This window comes from Bacillus sp. RC251, assembly GCF_044908765.1.
In the GTDB taxonomy this organism is placed as follows: domain Bacteria; phylum Bacillota; class Bacilli; order Bacillales; family Bacillaceae_G; genus Bacillus_A; species Bacillus_A wiedmannii.
Window position 1 is genome coordinate 110,547 of sequence record NZ_JBIYDP010000006.1, and the last position, 21,078, is coordinate 131,624.

Here is a 21,078-nt window from a genome sequence, read left to right on the forward strand (position 1 = left end):
TCGCTCCTTTGTTTCATTTCTTGTCTTCATTGTATATTGAAGCGGCTGGACAAACTATCGAACGAGATGACAATACCATTACATTGTTGTAATAGAAGAAGTAGTGTAATGTAAGGCGTATTTTGTTATAAAAAAAATAGTACAGATATATAAAGAGAGAGTGTAACAGTTTTGAAAATATAGTATACTGAAAATACAACACATGAAGAATTTAGGGAAAAGAAAGTATGGTGAAACCATTTGGCTACCAAGCATAACCAAATTTTAGAACATATTAATGGCCTGCCAGTAGGGCATAAAATTTCTGTAAGGCAAATTGCGAAAGATTTGAGTGTAAGTGAAGGGACAGCTTACCGTGCAATTAAAGATGCAGAAAATAAAGGATATGTTAGTACGATTGAACGTGTCGGAACAATTCGAATTGAACAAAAGAAGAAAGAGAATATTGAAAAGCTGACATATGCAGAAGTCGTTAACATTGTCGATGGTCAAGTACTTGGGGGCAGAGAGGGCCTACATAAAACGTTAAATAAATTCGTAATCGGGGCAATGAAATTAGAAGCGATGATGCGCTATACAGAAGCTGGAAACTTACTTATTATCGGTAACCGTACGAACGCACATCAATTAGCGTTAGAAGCCGGGGCTGCGGTACTAATTACGGGCGGATTTGATACGGAAGATCATGTGAAGAAATTAGCAGACGAATTAAAACTGCCGATTATTTCAAGTAGTTACGATACATTTACAGTTGCGACGTTAATTAACCGTGCAATTTACGATCAGCTTATTAAGAAAGAAATTGTCCTCGTTGAAGATATTTTAACGCCAATTGAAGAGACGTTATATTTAAAGCCGAATGATACAGTGCAGCAATGGCATGCGTACAATGAAGAAACGATGCATGGACGTTATCCAATTGTTGATGAAAATAAAAAGGTGTTAGGTATCGTAACTTCAAAAGATATGATTGGTGTCGTGAAAGAAACACCAATTGATAAAGTGATGACAAAGCATCCGATTACGGTAAACGGTAAAATGTCTGTCGCAGCTGCAGCACGTATGATGGTGTGGGAAGGTATTGAGTTACTTCCAGTTGTTGATGAAGGAAATAAACTGCAAGGAATTATTAGTCGTCAAGATGTACTTCAGGCGCTGCAAATGATTCAGCGTCAACCACAAGTCGGCGAAACAATCGATGATATTGTAACGAATCAATTTATGACGCCGAAAGAAGCGAAAAATGAACATTTATATCAATTTTCAGTGACGCCGCAAATGACGAATTCAATCGGAACGTTATCTTACGGTGTATTCACAACAATTGTGACGGAAGCAACGAATCGCGTTATTCGTGCGCAAAAGAAGAGTGATTTAATTGTTGAGAACTTAACAATTTATTTCGTAAAACCAGTTCAAATTGACAATGTTGTATCGGTTCATCCGAAAGTATTAGAAATTGGACGTAAGTTTGGTAAGGTTGATGTAGAAGTGCATCATGAAGGTAATGTTGTCGGGAAAGCATTACTTATGGTGCAGTTGATCGATAAATAAAAAGATGGAGCAGACCGCTTTGGTTTGTTCCATTTTTTTATTTAAAAGGATAGAAACAAAAAATAAATAGCGTATCATTTCATATGTATAATAAAAATACTGAAAAATTCGAAGATGCGGAAATGGCATAGCGATATGGAGGAAGTGAATGGGCGGAATCATTTTCTTTTTAGTGGTCGTATGTTTCATCATTATTCATGTTTTAACGCATAGAAGAATGAATGCTATTAAAAAGAGGTTGTATTTTGTAAGTTTGACTCTTGCTAGTATAGGTGCCTTGATTCCTATATCAGGAGAAAATGAGCCGGATTTTCTTTACTTTGGTGTACCAGCTGAAACGTTTGTTTATTATGGTGGGTGGGAATGTTGGTTTAATCCAGTAGGTTTTTTATTTAACTTTATTTTGTTTTATTGGATTTTGAAGCTATTGTTTAAGTTACGTAAGAGTTCGGATAGAGAAGTGAAAAAATAGAAGGATATGTATGAGTACGGATAGAAAATTGGTTGTTAGTGGATAAGAAAGCTTACGCTACTAATCATGAAGAGATAACAATAATGTAATTGGATAGGGAAACGATGCTTCACTATATGAACTAGGGGGAAAAGAATGGATTTTCACACTAAAGAGCAGTTATGTAAGCAATACAATTTAAATAGTCTTAAGAAAGTTTCATTGTTGCATGGGGGAGAAAATCAAACATATATATTCGAATCGGCCAAAAATAAATTTGTAGTTAGGCAGTATAGAGAGGGACGTTATACAGCCGAGCAAATAGAGGCTGAAATACATTGGTTAATAGCGATACAAAAACAAATGTTAGTACCAGAAGTAGTTGTCAATAAAAGTGGTGATTTGATCACACCTATTATGAAAGATGAAGGAAATATCCAGTATTTTGTTGTCTTTAGGTTTATAAACGGAAGTGAAATTTTAGAACCAAGGGATAGGGACTATGAAAAACTCGGATCATTAATGCGAAAGTTTCATGAAAAAACAAATGAAGTGCTCAAAAGAGTGCCACAAACTTGGAGAGGTTATGAAAGGCCTATATATAGTGAGCAAAAGATAATCCACGAGCCTTTACAACGATTACTAAATGCTTCATTTCTATCGCATGCGGATAAGCATAAATGCATAAGAATTGCAGAAAGAATACAAGAACTCGCAAATTCAAATCAACTAGGAGAAAAACAATTTGTTCACGGTGATATGCATTTTGGTAATGTTCTTGTAGACAAAGAGGATTGGTATTTACTCGATTTTGATGAATGTGGATTTGGGTATAAAGAGTTTGATATTGGTGTTCCGAGATTGCATTTAATTGCTTCGGGACAGTTAGAAGAAGTATGGGGGAACTTCATAATGGGATATGGGGAAAATATTTCGGAAGCAGCCATTCGACTGGGGACCGCTTCAAGAATCTTTTATATGGCCGGAAAAATACCATTAAGACTTGATATTGAACCGATTAAAAAGAATCCCGGAAATTTTATTCGGCGATATATTCAGTATGCTGAAGAGGAATTATGCGGTGAGACAATTGTATAAACAAAAAACAGAATATTAATTCAATTAGAGTTTATACTATGTTATAATTTTATTGTAAGAAAATGGAATTTAGGAAGGTGGTATGCATTATGTCATCAGAAGTGCTCTTTTTTGGTGGGATCGCACTATTTTACTTTCTTTTGATGATACCGCTTCAATATTTATATTTACAAGGATTGCATGAAAAAAAGAAACGAACAGGATTATCTCAGCGAGAACTATATGAAAAAATGCCTTTTGAAGAAGAGCAATTACATTTTCACGTACAAGGCAACCCCTTTAATATACCTTCTGCTTTTGTTGCATATATGATTTTAAAAGTTAAGGGACGTAAAAAAGCATCACAATATTGATGCTTTTTTATGTTGCTTCAGACAGATTCAGCTTCTTCAACTGCTAATGGTAAGAAATGTTTATATTGGCGAAATCCATTAAATACACTTGCACTACCAAATAGAACAAATAAAACACCAACGATAATACGAGCGGTTGAAAGTTCTAAAAAGAATTGGTTTATCCCGAAGAATAAGACGAATGAACCGAGTGCCATTGCAGATTTTCCAGAGAGCCAACCTTTCTCCATTGGGCGGCTTGTACGAAAGTATTTTGTTTTGTAGAAGAGGTACAACATAAATGAGACGATAATACAGAAGACTAATACTGGCATAATACACACTCCTATCGCTTTGTGAAAAATAATAGTGGAGAAAAAAGAAATATCTAAACTTTCTAACTTTTATTATAAAGCAATTGTTCGCATGTATGAAATACTTTCCGTTATAATGAAGGATAAAGTGAAACTTTAATTAGTGCGGGGATGTTTCTGCGCGCTAATGATTAGCCTGCACCGGTTGGGCTTTTACTGCACGTTAAAGTGGAGAAGTTGAGTAAAAAGGAGATTATACATATGCATGAGCAAATTTTAAGAGCAATTAAAGAGTTTGATACAATTATTATTCATCGTCATGTGCGTCCAGATCCAGATGCATTAGGTTCACAAGGCGGTCTTAGTACAATTCTACAAGAATCGTTTCCAGAGAAAAATATTTATACGGTTGGGTACAATGAACCGTCACTAGAATATTTACGAGTAATGGATGATATTGAAGATAGTGTATATGAAAATGCACTTGTTATCGTATGTGATACTGCGAACCAAGAACGTGTTGACGATCAACGCTATGCAAAAGGGAAGATGTTAATTAAAATTGATCATCATCCGAATGAAGATCCGTATGGAGATATTACGTGGGTAGATACGACAGCAAGTTCTACAAGTGAAATGATTTATGAGTTTTACAGTTATGGAAAAGATAAAGGGTTACAGATAACGAAAGAAGCAGCTCGTCTTATTTTAGCGGGTATTGTTGGGGATACAGGTCGTTTCTTATTCCCGAATACAACAGCGAAAACACTTCGTTATGTAAGTGAGCTTGTTGATATGGATGTGAAGTTCACAGATTTATATAATGAAATGTATAAGACGAAAGAAAAGATTGCTCGTTTAAACGGCTATATTTTACAAAACTTTACGATGGTAGAAGAAGGAGCAGCTTACATTAAATTAACGAAAGAAGTGTTAGAAAAGTTTGATGTACTTCCTTCTGAGGCATCCGGTGTTGTTGGAGCACTTGGTAATATTGATGGATTAAAGTCGTGGGTTCTATTTTTAGAGGAAGACGATGTGATTCGTGTTCGTCTTCGTTCAAAAGGACCAGTGATAAATAAATTAGCAATGCAATATAATGGCGGAGGGCATCCGATGGCTTCTGGTGCAAAAGCATCTTCTTGGGAAGAAGCGGATCGTCTTTTTGCTGATTTACGTGAGTTGTGTAGATAAGAGATTATATATGAGAACGAAAAGAAGGAGCGGCGCTAAAGCCCTCCTTCTTTATTTTTCTTTCTCTATCGTAATGCTAATTTCAAGCACTGTATCAAAAGATATCGTATCGACTTTGAAACGGTATAGCCGATCGTAATGTTTGTACGTTTTGTTTTCGATTACCTTTTTGAGTAGGTCTTTATTTTTTGCTATACTTTGAATGTTTTTCGTTAAAAGATGTTGGAGGTCATTATGGATAGACGTAGTCATATTTTCGAGTGTAAGGTTGTCTAAATCGTATTTTTCTCGATTTATAAGTTTTATTTTAATCTCTTGAATAGTTAAGAGCCGTTTATTTTCTGTATTCAATTTTTCTTGATCTTCGAGAAGGACGTGGAGCTTTGCTTCTTGTTTTTCTATAATTTCTCGTTGCTCTGCTATTTTACTAGCTTGTTCTTCTTGAAAAACACCGTATATGTACAAAAAAACAAACCAGCTCAACACGCCTCCAACAGCAGCACCAGCTAAAACTAAATACCATTTTTTTGCTGTATTGGCACTTGGTACTCTCATACATGTTCCTGCGTTAGCCATTTAATAATGGTAAGACCTGTTTGCATACCACCCGTTGCGAAAAAAATAAGGAGAATTTGTTTTACAATATCTTTCATATCTCCGCCAAAGAAACTTCTTTCAAAGCTATAAAAAGTATCAAATGTTCCGCCAATTGCTGCAACGAGTGCCCAAATTCTTAAATTTTGGGCGAATTGATTAATGTAAGTGAGAGTTGGTTTTCCGATAAGAAATGCACCAAATCCACCAATTAATGAACCACCAAGTATAACCCCAAAGGCAATAAAATAACTAATAATAAGCAGAGAGAAAAAAGTATGTTCTCTTACATCCATCGTCATTCCCCTTTCTTCTTCATATATATGGACAAAGTATAAGAAGTATGTTTTGATTTCCGCTTTCCTCATCACCTATAATAAAAGTAGTCAGATTGGTAAAGAGAGGGTACAACAGTGAAGTTTGTGCATTTACAATGTCAAACCGTTTTTAGTTTATTAAAAAGTGCTTGTAAAATTGATGAGCTTGTAGTCAGGGCGAAAGAGCTTGGTTTCTCGTCACTCGCTATTACGGACGAAAATGTTATGTATGGCGTTATTCCGTTTTATAAAGCATGTAAGAAACATGGTATACAGCCTATTATCGGCTTAACAGCTTCTATTTTTAGTGAAGAAGAGGAAAAATCTTATCCGCTTGTTTTACTTGCTGAAAATGAAATGGGCTATCAAAATTTATTAAAGATTTCTAGTAGCATTATGACGAAGTCAAAAGAAGGTATTCCGAAAAAGTGGCTTGCCCATTATGCGAAAGGATTAATTGCTATTTCACCAGGTAAAGATGGGGAAATTGAACAATTATTATTAGAAGACAAAGAGAGTCAAGCTGAAGAAGTAGCTCGCATGTATCAAAGTATGTTCGACAATTTTTATATGAGTTTGCAGCATCATGCGATGCAAGATGAACTGCTCCTGCAAGAGAAATTACCCGCATTTATGAGTAGGATAAATGTTCCAGTCGTTGCAACAAACGATGTACGCTATATCAATCAAAGTGACGCACTCGTACATGAATGCTTATTATCTGTTGAAAGTGGAACGAAAATGACGGATCCAGATAGGCCGAGGCTGAAAACAGATCAATATTATTTAAAATCATCAGATGAAATGGAAGCATTATTTTCTCACGTAGAAGAAGCAATTTATAACACAGTAGAAATTGCAGAACGTTGCAAAGTAGAAATACCGTTTCATATAAATCAATTACCGAAATTCCCTGTTCCAGCTAATGAGACGAATGATATGTATTTACGCCGCGTTTGTGAAGAAGGGTTGCAGAAACGTTATGGTACGCCGAAAGAAGTACATATAAAGCGTTTGAATCATGAATTAAACGTTATTTCTAGTATGGGGTTTAGTGATTATTTTCTAATCGTCTGGGATTTTATGAAATATGCGCATGAAAATCATATTTTAACAGGACCAGGACGTGGATCGGCAGCCGGCTCACTCGTTTCTTACGTGTTAGAAATTACAGATATTGATCCGATTGAATACGATCTATTATTTGAAAGATTTTTAAATCCTGAACGTGTGACACTTCCAGATATTGATATCGATTTTCCAGATATAAGACGTGATGAGATGATTCGATATGTAAAAGATAAATATGGTCAGCTGCGTGTTGCACAAATTGTAACGTTCGGGACGCTTGCAGCGAAAGCGGCGATTAGAGATATTGCGCGTGTAATGGGGCTTCCGCCGCGAGACATTGACATATTCTCAAAACTTATCCCATCAAAGCTTGGTATAACGTTAAAAGATGCATATGAGGAATCGCAATCACTCCGTGAGTTTATACAAGGGAATCTGTTACATGAGCGTGTGTTTGAAATTGCAAAACGTGTAGAAGGCTTACCACGTCATACGTCTATTCATGCAGCTGGCGTTATTATGAGCCAAGAGCCGTTAACCGGAAGTGTTGCAATACAAGAAGGGCATAACGATGTGTATGTTACGCAATACCCAGCTGATGCATTAGAAGAACTTGGTTTGTTAAAGATGGATTTTTTAGGATTACGTAATTTAACGTTACTTGAAAATATTATAAAGTTTATCGTGAAAAAGACGGGGACACAAATTGATTTAAGAAATTTACCACTTCAAGATGAAAAGACGTTCCAATTGTTAGGTAGAGGGGATACAACAGGTGTATTCCAGCTTGAATCAGGTGGTATGCGAAATGTACTTCGCGGGTTAAAACCGAATGAATTTGAAGATATTGTCGCTGTTAACTCGTTATATAGACCAGGACCAATGGAACAAATTCCAACCTTTATTGAATCAAAGCACGGAAAAAGAAAAATTGAATATTTACATCCGGATTTAAAGCCGATTTTAGAAAGAACATACGGTGTAATTGTATACCAAGAACAAATTATGCAAATTGCGTCGAAGTTGGCGGGATTCTCGCTCGGGGAAGCAGATTTATTACGCCGTGCAGTGAGTAAAAAAAATCGTGATATTTTAGATCAGGAGCGTAAGCATTTTGTACAAGGCTGTTTACAAAATGGTTATGACGAGACATCCGCAGAGAAAATTTACGATTTAATTGTAAGATTTGCGAATTACGGTTTTAACCGAAGTCACGCTGTAGCCTACAGTATGATTGGATATCAGCTTGCTTACTTAAAAGCGAATTATACGCTGGAATTTATGACAGCATTATTATCAAGTGCAATTGGAAATGAAGATAAGATTGTGCAGTATATACGAGAAACGAAGCGGAAAGGTTTTCACGTTTTGCCGCCTTCTCTTCAGAGAAGTGGTTACAATTTCCAAATAGAAGGTAATGCGATACGTTACAGCTTACTTTCAATTCGAAACATCGGAATGGCTACAGTGACAGCATTACTCGAAGAACGAGAGAAAAAAGTATTTGAAGATTTATTTGAATTTTGTCTTCGCATGCCATCAAAGTTTGTAACAGAGCGAAATTTAGAGGCGTTCGTCTGGTCTGGGTGTTTTGACGATTTTGGTGTTTCGAGAACAAATTTATGGAAAAGCCTTAAAGGAGCGTTAGAGTACGCAAATCTTGCACGTGATTTAGGAGATGCTGTTCCAAAATCAAAATACGTGCAAGGAGAAGAGCTCTCTTTTATTGAACAGTTAAATAAAGAGAAGGAAGCACTAGGTTTTTATTTATCAAGCTATCCGACAGCGCAGTATGTGAAGTTAGCGAAAGAATTAGAAATTCCATCTCTTGCTCAGGCAATGCGACATAAGAAAAAAGTACAAAGGGCTATCGTGTATATAACAAGCGTGAGAGTGATTCGTACGAAAAAGTTGCAAAAGATGGCGTTTATTACATTTTGTGATCAAAACGATGAAATGGAAGCAGTTCTTTTCCCTGAAACATATATACATTTCTCAGATAAGTTACAAGAAGGAGCAATTGTTTTAGTTGACGGCATGATTGAGCTTAGAAATCATAAGTTGCAATGGATTGTAAATGGACTATATCCGTTAGAAGAAATGGATGTGTATGAAGAAAAGAAAGATGCATCTGTTTACGTGAAATTGTCGTCTCAGTATGAGAAAAAGCTTTTAAATCAGGTTACTAAAATATTGTTTGACTATTCAGGTTTTGCGAAAGTACTAATTTATTATGAAAAGGAACATAAAATGGTACAATTGTCTCGAAGTTTATCGATTCATCCAAGTGAAGAATGTTTAGGAGCACTTCGTGAAATTGTCGGGGAAGAAAATGTAGTTGTGAAAATATAATGGACAATTTCCCTACACTTCGATTATTATAGTAGTAGTGTTCGTGGTCAGACCACTTGGAGAAATTGATATCAGCAAGAATAATTTGAGGAGAGTGGATAGTTTGTCAACACTTCGTGAAGAAGCACTTCACATGCATAAAGTGCATCAAGGAAAATTAGAAACTGTATCAAAAGTAAAAGTAGAAAATGCAAAAGATTTAAGTCTTGCATATTCTCCAGGGGTTGCAGAACCTTGTAAGGAAATTTATGACGATAAAAGTAAGGTATATGAATATACGATGAAGGGAAATATGGTAGCAGTTGTGACTGATGGAACGGCTGTACTTGGTCTTGGTAACATCGGACCTGAAGCATCTCTTCCAGTAATGGAAGGTAAAGCTGTATTATTCAAGAGCTTTGCTGGTGTAGATGCATTCCCAATTGCCTTAAATACAAACGATGTAGATAAAATTGTTGAAACTGTAAAATTAATGGAGCCAACTTTTGGCGGCGTTAACTTAGAGGATATCGCAGCACCAAACTGCTTTATTATTGAAGAACGTTTGAAAAAAGAAACAAATATTCCTATCTTCCATGATGATCAACACGGAACAGCTATCGTAACAGTAGCGGGTCTTGTGAACGCGCTAAAACTAGTTGGAAAGAAAATGTCTGACATTAAAGTTGTCGCAAATGGCGCAGGTGCAGCAGGTATTGCAATTATTAAACTTTTATATCGCTATGGCGTACGCGACATTATTATGTGTGACCGTAAAGGGGCAATCTATGAAGGTCGTCCTACAGGTATGAATCCGGTGAAGGATGAAGTTGCAAAATATACAAATAAGAATCGTATCGAAGGTTCTTTAGGTGATGTTGTACAAGGTGCGGACGTATTCATTGGTGTATCTGCAGAAGGTGCATTAACAGAAGAAATGGTTCGTACAATGAATGACGATGCAATTATTTTTGCAATGGCGAATCCAGTTCCAGAAATTATGCCAGAATTGGCAAAAGCAGCGGGCGCAGCTGTTGTTGGAACGGGTCGTTCTGACTTCGCAAACCAAGTAAATAATGTACTAGCGTTCCCTGGTATTTTCCGCGGTGCACTTGACGTACATGCGACACAAATTAATGAAGAAATGAAGATGGCAGCTGTACAGGCTATTGCTGAGCTTGTAGCAGAAGATGAGTTAAATGCAGACTATATCATTCCAGCACCGTTTGACGCGCGTGTAGCGCCTCAAGTAGCAGCTTACGTTGCGAAAGCTGCAATGGAGACAGGGGTAGCTCGCCGTCAAGTAGATCCAAATGAAGTTGCTGAGAAAACAAAACAATTAGCGCTGATTGGTAAAGAATAAGCGAGGAATTTCCATTGACATCATCAAATACAAAAGTATATCTCGAAATTGTAAAAAAAATCCGTTCCATTATGGAAGAGGATGGATTGGTAGCAGGGGATCGTTTGCCGTCTGAGCGTGAGTTAAGTTCACGTTTAAACGTAGGGCGTTCCTCTGTAAGAGAAGCGTTGCGTGCTTTAGAACTTGTAGGATTAATTGAAACGAGACGTGGTGAAGGGACATTTATTCGAAACTTTTACGATAACGGTCTTGTACAATTGATTGCGCCGTTCTTGCTGCAAGATGAGAAAACAATTCGTGATTTATTACAAACAAAACGATTGCTTGAGAAAGATATGATTCGAATTGTATGTAATTTACCGAAAGAAACGTTTTCTAAAGTGCTAAGTAAATTACATCAAGTGCTTGAAGGAAATGAAAACTCAATTCCAATGCTTCATCAAACGTTCTTTAAAACACTTATTGAACAAGTCGATAATTATTTACTCTATCGCATTTGGATGATCGTAAATGATTACGTATCAACTCTTTCTTGTGAAGTTTCAGGAGATTCTATCGATATGTATAGAAAGCTTTATGCTACTTTGGAAGAAAAACAAGAAAATGATGCACTAAAAATTTACGATGAATTAGTAGAGAATATACAGTTTCACTCGTAATGTATAAAATTTGTCGAAATGACCATGACACGTTATGACAAACATTCTATCGCGTAGCGGTTAAAGTTAAACGTAAAGAGTGAGGTTATTAGACAGATTGAGAAGATAAGGCTAACATCAAACTTTGGTGTTAGCCCAATTTTCTTCTTGCGCTAACCTTAGCTCTCAACGAAGGGGGTCAAATTGTGCTAAGAGATTTATTCGTGAAAAAGAAAAAGTACGCTGCAATACCTTCAGAACAAGTACGAAAAGATGTACCAGATGGCGTTATGACAAAATGTCCGAAATGTAAAAAAATCATGTATACGAAAGAGCTTCTAAAAAATTTAAAAGTATGTGTGAATTGTGGATATCATCATCCTATGAATGCATGGGAACGTCTTGATAGTATATTGGACGAAGGGTCATTCCGTGAGTATGACAAAGAAATGGTTTCATTAAATCCACTCGAGTTTCCAGGATATGAAGAGAAACTAGAGAGCGATCGTAAGAAGACTGAATTGAACGAAGCGGTTGTAACTGGTGAAGGAACAATTGATGACATGCTTGTTGTTGTTGCAGTAATGGATTCTCGTTTTCGAATGGGGAGCATGGGCTCTGTTGTAGGAGAAAAAATTGCCCGTGCGGTTGAAAAGGCGTACGACTTACAAGTTCCATTTATTATCTTTACTGCTTCGGGTGGTGCCCGTATGCAAGAAGGGATATTAAGTTTAATGCAAATGGCAAAAACAAGCGTAGCTTTGAAAAAGCATAGTAATGCAGGAGGATTATTTATTTCTGTTATGACTCACCCAACGACGGGCGGGGTTTCAGCGAGTTTCGCTTCACTTGGTGATTATAATCTTGCAGAACCAGGGGCACTGATCGGATTTGCTGGTAGACGTGTAATTGAACAAACCGTGCGTGAGAAACTACCGGAAGATTTCCAAACGGCAGAATTCTTACTAGAACATGGTCAATTGGATGCGGTGGTACATCGTGATGATATGAGAGAATCGCTTCGCAAGATTTTAGAAGTTCATCAAGGAGGGGAAATGGCTGTATGGCAGAGCTAGAATTTGAGAAACCAGTTGTTGAGCTAAGAAATAAGATTCGTGAACTGAAAGACTATACGAAAAACAGCCAGATGGACTTCAGTGAGGAGATTCGTATTTTGGAAGACAAGCTAGAAAAATTAGAGGAAGATATATACGGCAATATGAAAGTATGGGACCGTGTTCAAATTGCTCGTCATGCAGAACGACCGACAACGCTCGATTATATTGAGCACTTATTTACTAATTTTTTTGAATGTCATGGAGATCGCCTATTTGGCGACGATGCAGCGATTGTCGGCGGCATTGCGAAATATAAGGGGATGCCTGTAACTGTAATTGGGCACCAACGCGGAAAAGATACGAAAGAAAATATTCGTCGTAATTTTGGGATGCCTCATCCAGAAGGATATCGAAAAGCACTGCGTCTAATGAAACAAGCGGAAAAGTTTAATCGTCCTATTATTTGTTTCATTGATACGAAGGGAGCTTATCCTGGTAAAGCAGCTGAAGAACGTGGACAAAGTGAGGCGATTGCCCGTAATTTATTTGAAATGGCGGGTTTAACGGTACCTGTTATTTGTATTGTTATCGGTGAAGGTGGTAGTGGTGGTGCGTTAGGTCTTGGAGTAGGAGATTACATTCATATGCTGGAAAATTCCACGTATTCTGTTATTACACCAGAGGGTGCGGCGGCAATTCTTTGGAAAGACGCTGGTAAAGCAAAAGAAGCTGCAGAAGCGATGAAAATTACAGCATTAGATTTGAAAGAATTAGGTGTAATTGACGAAATTATTCCAGAGGCAAAAGGGGGAGCGCATCGTAATATTTTAAAACAATCAGAAAATATAGATTTAATGCTTAAGAAAACTTTTGAACAATTAAGCGGAATTTCGAAAGATGAATTAATCGAAAAACGTTATGAAAAATATATGAAAATTGGGCAAGTTTCGTTTTCAAACGCTTCCATTGGGATAAAATAATAAAAGCGTGCGTTCCTCTTCGCGAATGCACGTTTTTATTATGAAAAGACACATCTTCTCCATTGTGTTTTTATATTTTTTCGTGTTATTTTATTATAAGGCAAATAATCTTTATGAGGTGAGTACAAATGAAACGTATTGGTGTATTAACAAGTGGTGGAGATTCACCTGGTATGAATGCTGCCATTCGTGCAGTTGTTCGTAAAGCGATTTTCCATGATATTGAAGTATATGGTATTTACCATGGATACGCGGGTTTAATTTCTGGTCATATTGAAAAATTAGAACTTGGTTCTGTTGGCGATATTATCCACCGCGGTGGTACGAAATTATATACAGCAAGATGTCCTGAGTTTAAAGATCCAGAAGTACGACTAAAAGGTATCGAGCAATTAAAGAAACACGGTATCGAAGGACTTGTTGTTATTGGTGGAGATGGCTCTTACCAAGGTGCTAAAAAATTAACTGAACAAGGATTCCCATGTGTTGGTGTACCAGGTACAATTGACAATGATATTCCTGGAACAGACTTCACAATTGGTTTCGATACAGCTTTAAATACTGTTATTGATGCAATTGATAAAATTCGTGACACAGCTACATCTCATGAACGTACATATGTTATCGAAGTAATGGGACGTCATGCTGGAGATATCGCATTATGGGCTGGTTTAGCTGATGGTGCCGAAACAATCTTAATTCCAGAAGAAGAGTATGACATGGAAGATGTTATTGCTCGTCTGAAGCGTGGTAGTGAACGTGGTAAAAAACACAGTATTATCATTGTGGCTGAAGGTGTTGGAAGTGCAATTGACATCGGTAAGCACATTGAAGAAGCAACAAACTTTGATACTCGTGTAACTGTATTAGGTCACGTACAACGTGGTGGATCACCAAGTGCACAAGACCGTGTATTAGCAAGTCGTCTTGGCGCAAGAGCGGTTGAATTATTAATTGCTGGTAGAGGTGGACGTTGTGTAGGTATTCAAGATAATAAACTTGTTGATCATGATATTATCGAAGCGTTAGCTCAAAAGCATACAATCGATAAAGATATGTATCAATTATCTAAAGAATTATCCATCTAATCGGCTTAATGTCGGATATTTGGGAACGGTTTCATAATTTTCGGAGGTGCAATATGCGTAAAACTAAAATTGTATGTACTATAGGTCCTGCTAGTGAAAGTATTGAGAAATTAGAACAATTAATTGAAGCGGGTATGAACGTTGCTCGTTTAAACTTCTCACATGGTAGCCATGAAGAGCACGGCGCTCGTATTAAAAACATTCGTGAAGCTTCAAAGAAAACTGGTAAAACAGTTGGTATCTTACTTGATACAAAAGGTCCAGAAATCCGTACTCACGACTTCGTAGACGGACAAGCTGAGCTTGTAACAGGTGCAGAAGTAGTTCTTTCTACTGAGCAAGTATTAGGTACTGCAGAGAAGTTCTCTGTATCTTATGCTGGTCTTTATGACGATGTAGACCCAGGTTCTCGTATTCTAATCGATGACGGTCTTATCGAACTAGAAGTAATCGAAAAAGCTGACGGAAACATCCGTACAAAAGTTTTAAACAGCGGAACTGTAAAAAATAAAAAAGGTGTTAACGTACCAAACGTAAGCATTAAGCTTCCTGGTATCACTGAAAAAGACGTAAAAGATATCGTTTTCGGTATCGAGCAAAAAGTTGATTTCATCGCAGCTTCATTCGTACGTAAAGCATCTGACGTATTAGAAATCCGTGAATTATTAGAAGGACATAACGCTCAATACATCCAAATCGTACCAAAAATCGAAAACCAAGAGGGTATCGATAACATCGATTCAATCTTAGAAGTTTCTGACGGTTTAATGGTAGCTCGTGGTGATATGGGTGTAGAAATTCCACCAGAAGAAGTACCATTAGTACAAAAACGTCTAATCAAAAAATGTAACGTGTTAGGTAAACCGGTTATTACTGCGACACAAATGTTAGATTCTATGCAACGTAACCCACGTCCAACTCGTGCGGAAGCAAGTGACGTAGCTAATGCAATCTTCGATGGTACAGATGCAATCATGCTTTCAGGTGAAACAGCTGCTGGTCAATACCCAGTAGAAGCAGTAACAATGATGGCTAACATTGCAGTACGTGTTGAAAAATCATTACAATATGAAGATATGTTCAAAAAACGTATTAAAGAGTTCACTCCAACAATTACAGATGCAATTAGCCAATCTGTTGCGCATACAGCACTTGCTCTTGATGTAGCTGCAATCGTAGCTCCAACAGAAAGTGGGCATACTGCGAAAATGATCTCTAAATACCGTCCGAAATCTCCAATCGTAGCTGTAACATCTGACGAGCAAGTAGGACGTCGTCTTGCACTTGTTTGGGGTGTACAAGCATTTATGGCTGGAAAACGTGCAGCGTCTACTGACGAAATGTTAGATACTGCAATTCAAACAGGTATGGATGCAGGTCTAATTGGACTTGGAGACACTGTAGTAATCACTGCTGGTGTTCCAGTTGCTGAAACTGGTACAACAAACTTAATGAAAATCCATGTTGTTGGTGAAGAAGTTGCGAAAGGACAAGGAATCGGTCGTAAAGCTGCAAAAGGTAAAGTAGTTGTAGCGAAAACAGCTGCTGAAGCTGTAGCGAACGTAAACAAAGGTGATATCCTTGTTACAACAAGCACTGATAAAGATATGATTCCTGCAATCGAAAAAGCTGCTGCTCTAGTTGTAGAAGAAGGCGGTCTAACAAGCCATGCGGCTGTTGTAGGTGTATCAATCGGTATTCCTGTTATCGTTGGTGTAAACGGCGTAACAGCAACTTTAAAAAATGGCCAAGAAGTAACAGTTGATGCAGCACGCGGAATTGTTTATAATGGACATGCGGAAGTGCTATAAGTAATACGAAGAGAAGGATCGGAGTCCTTCTCTTTTTTTTACACAAAAACGAGGTGGAATCAGCTTGAAACGCCTGGAATTACGTTTAAAAGCCGTTTGTTACGAGGTTCAATAGGGAAAGGTGTTTAGTTTCTGTGTAGCGTATACGGGCGCTCTGGGTTCGTTTAAAGTGATGAGTGAGAGGAGTGTAGAACTATGAAGTGGTTACTATTCTTGTTTATTTTAATACCGGCGATTGAGATTACAGTCTTAATTGGATCGAGTCATGTAATAGGTTTATGGTCTACGTTCGCTATGATTGTATTTACGGGTGTTGTAGGTGTCTATTTGGCGAAAAGACAAGGATTTAAAGTGCTTAGAGAGATTCAATCTAAGTTGAATAGAGGAGAAATGCCAGGAGGAGCGGTACTGGATGGTATTTTTATCTTTGTAGGAGGTATTCTTTTGGTACTTCCTGGATACGTAACGGATATAATAGGTTTGATCTTCGTTATCCCTATGACGAGGGCTTTGTTGAAGCCATTTGTTATGAAGTGGATGGAATGGAAGTTTAGAAAGAGTTCTACTATTATTGTGCAGAAATAGTGCTTAGATTATAGCGATCTAAGCACTATTTTTTTGCCCGCAAAAGGATGAGAGATGGATGAAGTTCTGTTGATCATAGTTTTGCTGTATCATGCCTTAAAATGTGGTGAATGCGAAGGAGTTAAGTGGAAATCAGACTGCTCATACAAGTCCGGTTGGTGAAAGTTAATAATCGGTGGTGGACAAAATCCTTACTGATCATAGTTTTGCCTTATTATATTTGCTATGTATTTTTCGATTGGATATGGAGGTAGTTCTTAATGAATGTGTTGTAGGGGAATTCATATGAACTCAAGCTGGTTTTTGTATATAAAAAGAATCAATTGGTATGGAAAAGTTAGATACGAACAGGAAAAATGTTAGTTTAAGTTTTATTTTATACCATTTTGCATATTTATTCATTTACATAAAAAGTAATAAATGTAAGTAATAATTATAAAAATAACAGAATAAATATGTAAAAATACCTCGGAATATGCGTTTTCTATGCAAAAAAACAAGAGTATTATCCTTTTTGTGGGAAATTCTCTTGTTGTATGTAATGAGTGTGAAAAACAAGTATAAGGAATAATCAGTGGGAAATTCCCACTGATTACATATAAGTTTTTTGTTGTATATGAATTAGAAACTATTATTTTGAAGGTGAGCCTTTAATATATTTCCACAAATCATGGAATACACGAGCTTTGTGCAATGTATTAAGTAGTACTAAGATGACTGGACCGATGATTAATCCTAAAAAGCCAAAAAGTTTAAAGCCGACAAATAGAGCGATCAGTGTTGCTAATGGATCGAGGCCGATATTAGATGAAAGTACTTTAGGCTCCATAATTTGTCTTTGGACAATCACGACGATGTATAAGATGAGAAGACCGATGGCGAAAGCAGTATCGCCAGTGAAAAATACGTATATAACCCAAGGAACGAAGACGGCACCTGTTCCTAAATACGGGAGTAAATCTACAACCCCTGTAATAATCGCGATAGTAATGGCGTATGGTACGCGTAATATTAAAAGTCCGATTAGTACAATAACAGTTGTCATAGATACGAGTGTAAGTTGCGCTTTAACAAAACCAAATAAAGCTTTTCTTAAGTCCACAAAAATAGTTTTTCCATAGCCATGAACACGATTGGGCAAAAATTTTCTTACTTTCTGAGCAAGACGATGCCAATCGTAACTAATGAAGAAAGTGGCTAATAAAACGAATACAAGGACAGTTAAAGTGGTTGGTAATGCACTGATGAAATTTGTTAACCCGCTTATAATAGCAGTTAAAAGTTCTTTCATTTGCGTCGTTGCTTCGGTTCCTAAGTTTTGAATGTTTTGTGTAATCGTATAGCGCTGTGGTTCCCCAAGATGATTAAATTTAGAAATTAAATCATCATAGAGAGGCATAATATGATTAAGTGCAAATTGCTCTGCGAATTTAACGATATCCGGGAACTTTACTGTAACAAGTTGTAGTAAGTATGTTGTGGCCGATATTGCTTCCGTTACAAGATATGTAACGAGTCCGACGATAGCTCCGAATACGAGAATTAAGCTAACGAGTACTGCTAGTGCGCGAGGGAATTGTAGTTTTTGATTAAGGAAATTGACGACGGGATTAATCAAATAAGCAAATGCGAAAGCGATAATAAAAGGATAGATAAGTCCTGACATATATAGTAATGCATAGAACCCGGCTACCGTTGCTACAATGACAAATATGAGTCGCAATATCATATATAGTAAGTTTCGGTTCAAAGATGTATACCTCCCATTCCAATTTGGATTATCCTAATTCGTTCAACTTATAACGAGTGTGCCCCACTGATTAAAGTTTCACTTTATGTTATAGTGGAATGATGGATTTTTCCTGCTTTTTCAGTACATGAGTGACTGTAAAAGCTTGGTGTTGATGCTTCTACTATATGGTAAAAACTTCATTTTCTCTTCTTTTTATTTTACCTGTTTCTTATTAGAAAAGAAAGGAGGGACAATCGTTTTCAAAAATGTATATAGGCTTAAATTTTTGATGATGAAAGTCTCAGTTTAGCATTTTAAAATACATAAAAAATGAAGTGGTTATTGTTGAATATACATCGATATAGCATGTATAACGATAGGTTTAAAGGTATTTTTGTTTGGAAATGAGTTCATTATTTTCAGAAAGGAAGTGTAAACATGATTAGTCAGTCAACGTTATTTTTATTCATACTACTTATTATAGGACTTGTTGCTAAAAACCAATCGCTTACTGTAGCTATTGGTGTGTTATTTTTATTGAAATTTACGTTTCTAGGAGATAAAGTCTTTCCTTATCTACAAACGAAAGGGATTAACCTCGGTGTAACGGTTATTACAATAGCAGTACTCGTACCGATTGCAACGGGGGAAATAGGTTTTAAACAACTTGGAGAAGCGGCGAAATCGTATTATGCATGGATTGCTTTAGCTTCAGGGGTAGCGGTTGCTTTGTTAGCGAAAGGCGGCGTACAATTATTGACGACGGATCCTCATATTACAACTGCGCTCGTTTTCGGGACAATTATAGCGGTTGCTTTATTTAATGGAGTTGCTGTAGGTCCATTAATTGGGGCTGGAATTGCCTATGCAGTTATGAGTATTATACAGATGTTTAAATAAGGAATTTTATAGTAATATAAAATTTTTGAATTCTTTCTGTTCACAAAAGTCAGATAATTGTTTATAATAGGATTAGAAACTTTGAAAAGTTACATAACAGCAGAGACTTTACACCAGATAAAATAAAAACAACATAAAACAATTTTATAATGATATTGTTTTATGTTGTTTTTATCATAAAACTCTTCGGGATTAATTTTCCTCACTAACTTGTTGTTTTGAGCGTGAGGATTCGGGGAGACATTCACGCTCATGCTTTCCATGTAAACAATGGACAATAAGAGGGGAACATCGCAACAAATTTGCATGATCGTGCATTTTGCTTGCCTAAAGAGTGAACGGGCGTTCATAATTCAAAAGGGAAGCAAATAGATATAAGGAGCAAGGTTGGGAGAATTTTCAGGAAAAGGAGAGAATGTCATGACTGTTATTCGAGGTTTAGAAGGGGTAGTAGCAACAACATCATCTGTGAGCTCTATTATTGATGATACATTAACTTATGTTGGGTATAATATTGATGATTTAGCTGAGAATGCTACATTTGAAGAAGTAGTGTACTTATTATGGCATCGCAAGCTTCCTAATGAACAAGAACTAGCGAAATTTAAAGAGATTGTATCGGAATACTATAAAGTTCCAGGTGAGATTTTAACATATTTGAAACAAGTAGATTTAAAAATCGCACATCCGATGTCTGTTTTACGAACTGCAATTTCCATGCTATCATTATACGATGAGAGCGCTGAAATTATGGATGAAAACTCCAATTATTTGAAAGCGGTTAAATTGCAGGCTCAAGTGGGAACTTTAGTTGCTGCTTATGCAAGAATTCGTAAAGGTTTAGATGTTGTTGAGCCTAGAAACGATTTATCATTAGCTGCAAACTTCTTGTACATGTTAAATGATCGCGAGCCAAATGAAGTTGAAATTGAAGCTTTTGACAAGGCGCTTGTACTTCACGCAGATCATGAGTTAAACGCTTCTACATTTACTGCACGCGTTTGTGTAGCTACACTTTCAGATGTATATTCTGGTATTACAGCAGCAATCGGTGCGTTAAAAGGTCCTCTTCACGGCGGGGCAAACGAAAATGTAATGAAGATGCTAACTGAAATTGGCGAAGAAGAAAATGTAGAATCATATATTCATAATGCTCTTCAAAATAAAGTGAAAATCATGGGCTTTGGCCACCGTGTATATGAGCAGGGTGATCCGCGTGCAAAACATTTACGCGAAATGTCTAAGAGATTATGCGTGCTTTTAGGAGAAGACAAATGGTATAATATGTCTATCAAAATTGAAGACATTGTAACAAAAGAAAAAGGTCTTCCACCAAATGTTGATTTCTATTCAGCTTCTGTATACCATTGTTTAGGAATTGACCATGACTTATTTACACCTATTTTTGCAATTAGCCGTATGTCAGGCTGGTTAGCTCATATTCTAGAACAATATGAAAACAACCGTTTAATCCGTCCGCGTGCTGATTATAATGGACCAACACATCAAGTGTACGTTCCAATTGCACAACGATAAGCGAAAAACACTATTTTGATAGTGAAAATACGCTTTCAAAAGTCTGATTTTTTCGGAAAGACGTAATGATTAGAATATTTTAATTTAAATAACGGTTTGAACTGAGGGGTTATTCCCTCAGTTTCATACAT

General features: G+C 36.8%; 19 protein-coding genes. 15 read left to right on the plus strand and 4 right to left on the minus strand.

Going from position 1 to position 21,078, the window contains the following annotated elements; genetic code table 11:
- Positions 1-240: 240 nt before the first annotated feature.
- The 4 genes from ABH961_RS19585 to ABH961_RS19600 all read left to right on the plus strand — a co-directional run bounded on the left by ABH961_RS19585 (position 241) and on the right by ABH961_RS19600 (position 3,456).
- Positions 241-1,554: a CBS domain-containing protein gene (locus ABH961_RS19585; RefSeq protein WP_000201566.1), complete on the plus strand. Its 1,314-nt coding sequence runs from the start codon at positions 241-243 to the stop codon at positions 1,552-1,554.
- A 148-nt stretch (positions 1,555-1,702) separates the two neighbouring features.
- A complete protein-coding gene (locus tag ABH961_RS19590; protein ID WP_098078775.1) occupies positions 1,703-2,026 on the plus strand; it encodes a hypothetical protein in 324 nt (107 codons plus the stop codon).
- A gap of 135 nt (positions 2,027-2,161) precedes the next feature.
- The gene (locus ABH961_RS19595; RefSeq protein ID WP_098642636.1) at positions 2,162-3,103 is read left to right on the plus strand and encodes a phosphotransferase enzyme family protein; all 942 of its coding nucleotides are present in this window, start codon (positions 2,162-2,164) and stop codon (positions 3,101-3,103) included.
- Between the two features lie 89 nt (positions 3,104-3,192).
- On the plus strand, positions 3,193-3,456 hold the full coding sequence (locus ABH961_RS19600; RefSeq protein ID WP_116443092.1) for a DUF3949 domain-containing protein: 264 nt from the start codon (positions 3,193-3,195) through the stop codon (positions 3,454-3,456).
- Positions 3,457-3,473: 17 nt separating this feature from the next.
- Here ABH961_RS19600 and ABH961_RS19605 read toward each other — a convergent pair whose 3' ends face one another.
- Positions 3,474-3,770, minus strand: coding sequence for a YtpI family protein (locus tag ABH961_RS19605; protein WP_001144784.1), 297 nt, complete (start codon positions 3,768-3,770; stop codon positions 3,474-3,476).
- 240 nt (positions 3,771-4,010) lie between these two features.
- Here ABH961_RS19605 and ABH961_RS19610 point away from each other — a divergent pair, with 240 nt between their 5' ends.
- Complete coding sequence (locus tag ABH961_RS19610; RefSeq protein ID WP_048544368.1) at positions 4,011-4,943, plus strand: DHH family phosphoesterase; 933 nt, start codon at positions 4,011-4,013, stop codon at positions 4,941-4,943.
- 51 nt (positions 4,944-4,994) lie between these two features.
- On the opposite strand, the gene ytrI is transcribed toward ABH961_RS19610, so the two are convergent.
- Both ytrI and ytrH read right to left on the minus strand, forming a co-directional pair.
- The gene (gene ytrI, locus ABH961_RS19615) at positions 4,995-5,498 is read right to left on the minus strand and encodes a sporulation membrane protein YtrI (RefSeq protein ID WP_046958744.1); all 504 of its coding nucleotides are present in this window, start codon (positions 5,496-5,498) and stop codon (positions 4,995-4,997) included.
- Positions 5,495-5,908, minus strand: a complete 414-nt coding sequence (ytrH, locus tag ABH961_RS19620; RefSeq protein ID WP_073516695.1) for a sporulation membrane protein YtrH — start codon at positions 5,906-5,908, stop codon at positions 5,495-5,497. The genes ytrI and ytrH overlap by 4 nt, the downstream gene beginning before the upstream one ends.
- Before the next feature lie 42 nt (positions 5,909-5,950).
- On the opposite strand from ytrH, the gene dnaE reads away from it, so the two are divergent.
- The 8 genes from dnaE to ABH961_RS19660 all read left to right on the plus strand — a co-directional run bounded on the left by dnaE (position 5,951) and on the right by ABH961_RS19660 (position 16,779).
- Complete coding sequence (dnaE, locus tag ABH961_RS19625; RefSeq protein WP_098078783.1) at positions 5,951-9,277, plus strand: DNA polymerase III subunit alpha; 3,327 nt, start codon at positions 5,951-5,953, stop codon at positions 9,275-9,277.
- Positions 9,278-9,410: 133 nt separating this feature from the next.
- On the plus strand, positions 9,411-10,619 hold the full coding sequence (gene ystJ / locus ABH961_RS19630; RefSeq protein WP_165775580.1) for an NADP-dependent malic enzyme: 1,209 nt from the start codon (positions 9,411-9,413) through the stop codon (positions 10,617-10,619).
- Between the two features lie 14 nt (positions 10,620-10,633).
- A complete protein-coding gene (locus tag ABH961_RS19635) occupies positions 10,634-11,278 on the plus strand; it encodes a FadR/GntR family transcriptional regulator (RefSeq protein ID WP_048544362.1) in 645 nt (214 codons plus the stop codon).
- A 185-nt stretch (positions 11,279-11,463) separates the two neighbouring features.
- Positions 11,464-12,333 carry an acetyl-CoA carboxylase, carboxyltransferase subunit beta gene (gene accD / locus ABH961_RS19640; protein WP_000942865.1) on the plus strand — a complete coding sequence of 290 codons (870 nt, stop codon included), beginning with the start codon at positions 11,464-11,466 and terminating at the stop codon, positions 12,331-12,333.
- Positions 12,321-13,295 carry an acetyl-CoA carboxylase carboxyl transferase subunit alpha gene (gene accA / locus ABH961_RS19645; protein WP_000818786.1) on the plus strand — a complete coding sequence of 325 codons (975 nt, stop codon included), beginning with the start codon at positions 12,321-12,323 and terminating at the stop codon, positions 13,293-13,295. The genes accD and accA overlap by 13 nt, the downstream gene beginning before the upstream one ends.
- Positions 13,296-13,423: 128 nt before the next feature.
- Complete coding sequence (pfkA, locus tag ABH961_RS19650) at positions 13,424-14,383, plus strand: 6-phosphofructokinase (protein ID WP_000821162.1); 960 nt, start codon at positions 13,424-13,426, stop codon at positions 14,381-14,383.
- Positions 14,384-14,436: 53 nt separating this feature from the next.
- A complete protein-coding gene (gene pyk, locus ABH961_RS19655; protein WP_001232679.1) occupies positions 14,437-16,194 on the plus strand; it encodes a pyruvate kinase in 1,758 nt (585 codons plus the stop codon).
- A gap of 195 nt (positions 16,195-16,389) precedes the next feature.
- On the plus strand, positions 16,390-16,779 hold the full coding sequence (locus tag ABH961_RS19660) for an FxsA family protein (RefSeq protein ID WP_048544357.1): 390 nt from the start codon (positions 16,390-16,392) through the stop codon (positions 16,777-16,779).
- A 631-nt stretch (positions 16,780-17,410) separates the two neighbouring features.
- Here ABH961_RS19660 and ytvI read toward each other — a convergent pair.
- Positions 17,411-18,529 carry a sporulation integral membrane protein YtvI gene (gene ytvI, locus ABH961_RS19665; RefSeq protein WP_001081380.1) on the minus strand — a complete coding sequence of 373 codons (1,119 nt, stop codon included), beginning with the start codon at positions 18,527-18,529 and terminating at the stop codon, positions 17,411-17,413.
- A gap of 420 nt (positions 18,530-18,949) precedes the next feature.
- Between ytvI and ABH961_RS19670 the strand changes: the two genes are divergently transcribed.
- Positions 18,950-19,411, plus strand: coding sequence for a DUF441 domain-containing protein (locus ABH961_RS19670; RefSeq protein ID WP_000625511.1), 462 nt, complete (start codon positions 18,950-18,952; stop codon positions 19,409-19,411).
- Between the two features lie 387 nt (positions 19,412-19,798).
- A complete protein-coding gene (gene citZ / locus ABH961_RS19675) occupies positions 19,799-20,947 on the plus strand; it encodes a citrate synthase (RefSeq protein WP_000503659.1) in 1,149 nt (382 codons plus the stop codon).
- Positions 20,948-21,078: the final 131 nt, after the last annotated feature.